This is a genomic window from Acidovorax sp. LjRoot204 (genome assembly GCF_056175785.1).
On record NZ_JBGFFF010000242.1, the window covers coordinates 1 to 4676 of the forward strand.

Annotated in this window: 5 protein-coding genes; 4 read left to right on the forward strand and 1 reads right to left on the reverse strand. The window is 61.6% G+C overall.

The genetic code is table 11. The features are described 5' to 3' along the window. Nucleotides 1-920, reverse strand: a 920-nt coding sequence (locus AC04MI_RS23555; RefSeq protein WP_476498851.1) for a malate dehydrogenase, incomplete at its 3' end; no start/stop codon positions are given. A gap of 236 nt (nt 921-1156) precedes the next feature. Between AC04MI_RS23555 and AC04MI_RS23560 the strand changes: the two genes are divergently transcribed. The 4 genes from AC04MI_RS23560 to sdhA form a co-directional block, all read left to right on the forward strand. Next, on the forward strand, nt 1157-1945 hold the full coding sequence (locus AC04MI_RS23560) for a GntR family transcriptional regulator (RefSeq protein WP_476498852.1): 789 nt from the start codon (nt 1157-1159) through the stop codon (nt 1943-1945). Between the two features lie 133 nt (nt 1946-2078). Next, nucleotides 2079-2513: a succinate dehydrogenase, cytochrome b556 subunit gene (gene sdhC / locus AC04MI_RS23565; protein WP_056064896.1), complete on the forward strand. Its 435-nt coding sequence runs from the start codon at nt 2079-2081 to the stop codon at nt 2511-2513. Between the two features lie 63 nt (nt 2514-2576). Then, nucleotides 2577-2942, forward strand: coding sequence for a succinate dehydrogenase, hydrophobic membrane anchor protein (sdhD, locus tag AC04MI_RS23570; RefSeq protein WP_015015055.1), 366 nt, complete (start codon nt 2577-2579; stop codon nt 2940-2942). A 22-nt stretch (nt 2943-2964) separates the two neighbouring features. Continuing rightward, nucleotides 2965-4676: succinate dehydrogenase flavoprotein subunit (gene sdhA, locus AC04MI_RS23575; protein WP_476498853.1), on the forward strand; the 1712-nt coding region annotated here is incomplete at its 3' end.

Consider the following 4676-nt stretch of genomic DNA (forward strand, 5'->3'; position numbering starts at 1 on the left):
TGCGAGAACGCGTCGATGTCCAGACCTTCAACGATCTTGTACTCGCCGTTYTCGCAGGTSACSGGGAARCCRAACATCGTGTCCTTSGGAATGCCGTATTCGCCGTYSGAYGGRAYRCCCATGGTGACCCACTTGCCGTTGGTGCCCAGGGCCCAGTCGCGCATGTGGTCGATGGCSGCRTTGGCRGCMGASGCWGCCGACGACAGGCCRCGGGCYTCRATGATGGCGGCGCCGCGCTTGCCAACGGTSGGCAGGAAKGTGTTGGCGTTCCAYTCCTGRTCGTTRATCATCTTGGCSACGCTTTCGCCCTTGATGGTGGCAAAACGGTAGTCRGCGTACATCGTGGGCGAGTGGTTGCCCCASACGRYSAGCTTYTCGATGTCGGCCACRGCCTTGCCGGTCTTGGCRGCGATCTGGCTGGCRGCGCGGTTGTGGTCCAGGCGCAGCATGGCSGTGAAGTTCTTGCGYGGCAGGTCRGGKGCSSWCTTCATSGCGATGTAGGCRTTGGTGTTGGCRGGGTTGCCSACCACCAGCACCTTSACGTYRCGSSWRGCCACGGCRTTSAGSGCCTTGCCYTGYGCCGTGAAGATGGCGCCGTTGACGGCCAGCAGYTCGGCACGCTCCATGCCMGGGCCACGTGGGCGCGAGCCAACCAGCAGTGCATAGTCGGCATCCTTGAAGGCTGTCATGGGATCGCTGTGGGCGGTCATTTCGACGAGCAGGGGGAAGGCACAGTCGTCCAGCTCCATCATCACGCCCTTGAGCGCCTTTTGAGGGCCTTCGACAGGGACTTCGAGCAATTGCAGAATGACCGGCTGGTCCTTGCCCAGCATTTCGCCGGAGGCGATACGGAACAGCAGTGCGTAACCGATTTGACCGGCGGCGCCGGTGACAGCAACGCGAACGGGCTTCTTGCTCATGGTGAAAACTCCAGGAAGTGAGGAAAACAGGTGTGAGTGCAACGCAAGCACCAGCGCCTGTCACCAGTAGCCCGTGCCCCGCAAAACAGCATTGGAGTTTACCCCTGATTGGACACCCCGGTCAATTTGTCTTATGTCTTATATAAGATATGATTGCACCCCGTTTGTCGTTCGATTGTCATGTGGCAACCGCACTGCCGCACCACAACACACGCACAACTTACAGATCCCACACCATGTCATCGCTTCCGTTCGCAGCAGACAGCCYCGCGCCCCCGCAGAGCGCAGCGGGAGCCGCCACGCCAGCGTTCAGCCCGCTGTACCAACAGATCAAGGGGCTGATCCTGCAAAGCCTGCAGCAGGGCGAATGGAAGCCTGGCGAGGCCATTCCGAGCGAAATGGAGCTGGCTGCACGTTTTCGCGTCAGYCAGGGYACCGTACGCAAGGCGATTGACGAACTGGCCGCAGAGAACCTGGTGATGCGCCGGCAGGGCAAAGGCACTTTTGTCGCCACCCACGCCGAGCAGCATGTGCAGTACCGATTTCTGAAGCTGTTGCCCGACACCGGAGACGCCCGCGTGGAAGGCCCTGCGCAGCGCCGCGTGATCGATTGCCGCCGCGTGCGGGCCAACGCCGATGTGGCCCGCGCACTGGCGCTGCGCAGCGGCGATGCCGTCATGCAGGCACGGCGCATCCTGTCGTTTGCAGGAGTGCCCACCATTTTGGAAGACATCTGGCTGCCCGGACAAGCCTTCAAAGGCCTGACGGCCGAGCAGCTCGCCAACTACCAGGGACCGACCTACGCCATGTTCGAACTCGACTTTGGCGTGCGCATGGTGCGSGCCGAAGAAAARATCCGCGCCGTGCTGCCCGACGMGGAACAAGCCCAGCTGTTGCAAATCACACCCGTCACGCCGCTGCTGAGCGTTGAGCGCATTGCTTACACCTATAACGATGTTCCCATGGAGTTACGCCGGGGGCTGTATCGCACCGATACCCACCACTACCGTAATGAATTGAGCTGACAGCAGGCTGGCACCCGAGCATTAACGTCGAAAATTTCAAGCCCGGCTAAACCCTTGTGTTGCGTTGCAATAGAATTTTGCGTTSTTTGCATCTTCAAATTACAAAGCAGTTACATCCACGAAAGCACCAGAAATGACAGAACTAGCCAAAAAACGGCCTGAATTCCGCAACATCAATGCCTTCAAGGACTTGACGACCTACCGCATGACGCCTGCCGCGTGGGTTTCGATCTTGCACCGCGCCAGCGGACTGATCATGTTCCTGCTGCTGCCKTTCATCATCTGGATGTTCGACACCTCGGTGTCTTCCGAAATCTCGTTCGCCAAATTCTCGGCGGCCTTCAATATCGGCATCGGTTTTGTGCCCGGCTGGTTCATCAAGCTGGTCGCTCTGGCCCTGATCTGGGCCTATCTGCACCACTTCACTGCCGGCCTGCGCCACCTGTGGATGGACGTGAGTCACAGCGCCGTGAACAAGCAATTTGGCAAGAGCTCTGCCCTGACCGTTCTGGTCATCAGCATCGGGCTGGCCCTGGTGCTGGGCGCCAAGCTTTTCGGCCTGTACTGATCAACCCACAGAAACGGCGGTCGCTGCCAGCCAGCGCCTGTTGAAGAACGAGAGGAAATTTCTATGTCCGTCAATTACGGTTCCAAGCGCGTCGTCGTCGGCGCCCACTATGGCCTGCGCGACTGGCTCAGCCAGCGTGTCACGGCAGTCCTGATGGCGCTGTTCACCCTGGCCCTGCTGGCCCAGGTCATCTTCTCCAAAGGCCCCATCGGCTACGACAAATGGGCGGGCATTTTCTCGGCCCAATGGATGAAGGTGCTGACCTTCTCCGTGATCGTCGCGATTGCCTGGCATGCGTGGGTCGGCCTGCGCGAAGTCCTGATGGACTACATCAAGCCCGTGGGCCTTCGTCTGGCACTGCAAGTGTTCAGCATTGTCTGGCTGGTCAGCTGCGCCGGCTGGGGCATCCAGGTTCTGTGGCGTCTCTGATTCCCGCGATTGAAGGTACACAATGAGCTACACACAAGCCAACATCACCAAGCGCAAGTTCGACGTCRTSATCRTCGGWGCCGGCGGCTCCGGCATGCGSGCMTCSCTGCARCTGGCCCGCGCGGGCCTGAACGTTGCGGTTCTCTCCAAGGTATTCCCCACCCGTTCACACACCGTCGCTGCCCAAGGCGGCATCGGCGCWTCGCTGGGCAACATGKSCGAGGACRACTGGCRCTACCACTTCTACGACACCATCAAGGGCTCGGACTGGCTSGGCGACCAGGATGCSATCGAGTWCATGTGCCGCGAAGCCCCCAAGGTCGTGTACGACCTSGAACACWTSGGCATGCCCTTYGACCGCAACMCCGACGGCACGATCTACCAGCGCCCCTTCGGCGGCCAYACSGCCAAYTAYGGCGARAAGCCCGTGCARCGCGCYTGCGCYGCRGCCGACCGCACCGGCCAYGCSATGCTGCACACGCTGTACCAGCAAAACGTCAAGGCCCGCACCAACTTCTTCGTGGAGTGGATGGCCCTGGACCTGATCCGCGACGCCGACGGTGACGTGGTGGGCGTGACGGCGCTCGAAATGGAAACCGGCGACCTGCACATCCTCGAAGCCAAGACCACGCTGCTGGCCACTGGCGGCGCAGGCCGCATTTTTGCTGCCTCGACCAACGCCTTCATCAACACCGGTGACGGCCTGGGCATGGCCGCACGCGCCGGCATTCCGCTGGAAGACATGGAGTTCTGGCAGTTCCACCCSACCGGCGTGGCCGGCGCSGGYGTGCTGCTGACCGAAGGCTGCCGCGGYGAAGGCGCRATYYTGCTCAACAGCAATGGCGAGCGGTTCATGGAGCGCTATGCGCCCACCTTGAAGGACCTGGCACCGCGCGACTTCGTGTCCCGCTCGATGGACCAGGAGATCAAGGAAGGCCGTGGCTGTGGTCCCAACAAGGACTACGTGCTGCTCAAGCTGGACCACCTGGGCGCAGAAACCATCCACAAGCGCCTGCCCTCGGTGTACGAAATCGGCGTCAACTTTGCCAACGTGGACATCACCAAGGAGCCGATCCCTGTGGTGCCCACCATCCACTACCAGATGGGYGGCATYCCSACCAACATCAACGGCCAGGTSGTGGTGCAGCARGGCGGCAATGACAACCTCGTGGTSAACGGCCTSTACGCGGTGGGCGAATGCTCYTGCGTRWSSGTGCACGGCGCCAACCGYCTSGGCACCAAYTCGCTGCTSGACCTGCTGGTGTTCGGCCGCGCRGCCGGCAACCACATCGTYGAGTTCAACGACAAGAACAAGAACCACAAGCCCCTGCCCAAGGATGCGGCCGACCGCACCTTGGAGCGCCTCAACCGCCTGCAAGGCGCCAGCAGCGGCGAATATGCCCAGGACGTGGCCAACGACATCCGCGCCAGCATGCAACTGCACGCCGGTGTGTTCCGCACGCAGGCGAGCATGGACGAAGGCGTCAAGAAGATCGCCGAGCTGCGCAGCCGTGTGAACAGCGTGGGCCTGAAGGACCACTCCAAGGTGTTCAACACCGCGCGCATCGAAGCGCTGGAAGTCGAGAACCTGATCGAAGCTGCGCAAGCCACGATGGTGTCTGCTGCTGCCCGCAAGGAATGCCGTGGTGCCCACACCGTGAGCGACTACGAGCGCCCCGCAGACGACCCAGTGGCACCACTGGGCCGCGACGATGCCAACTGGATGAAGCACAC

What these genes read in the sequence shown, in the direction of transcription:
- sdhD (WP_015015055.1), top strand. Translation starts at nt 2,577, where the DNA reads ATGTCCGTCAATTACGGTTCCAAGCGCGTCGTCGTCGGCGCCCACTAT.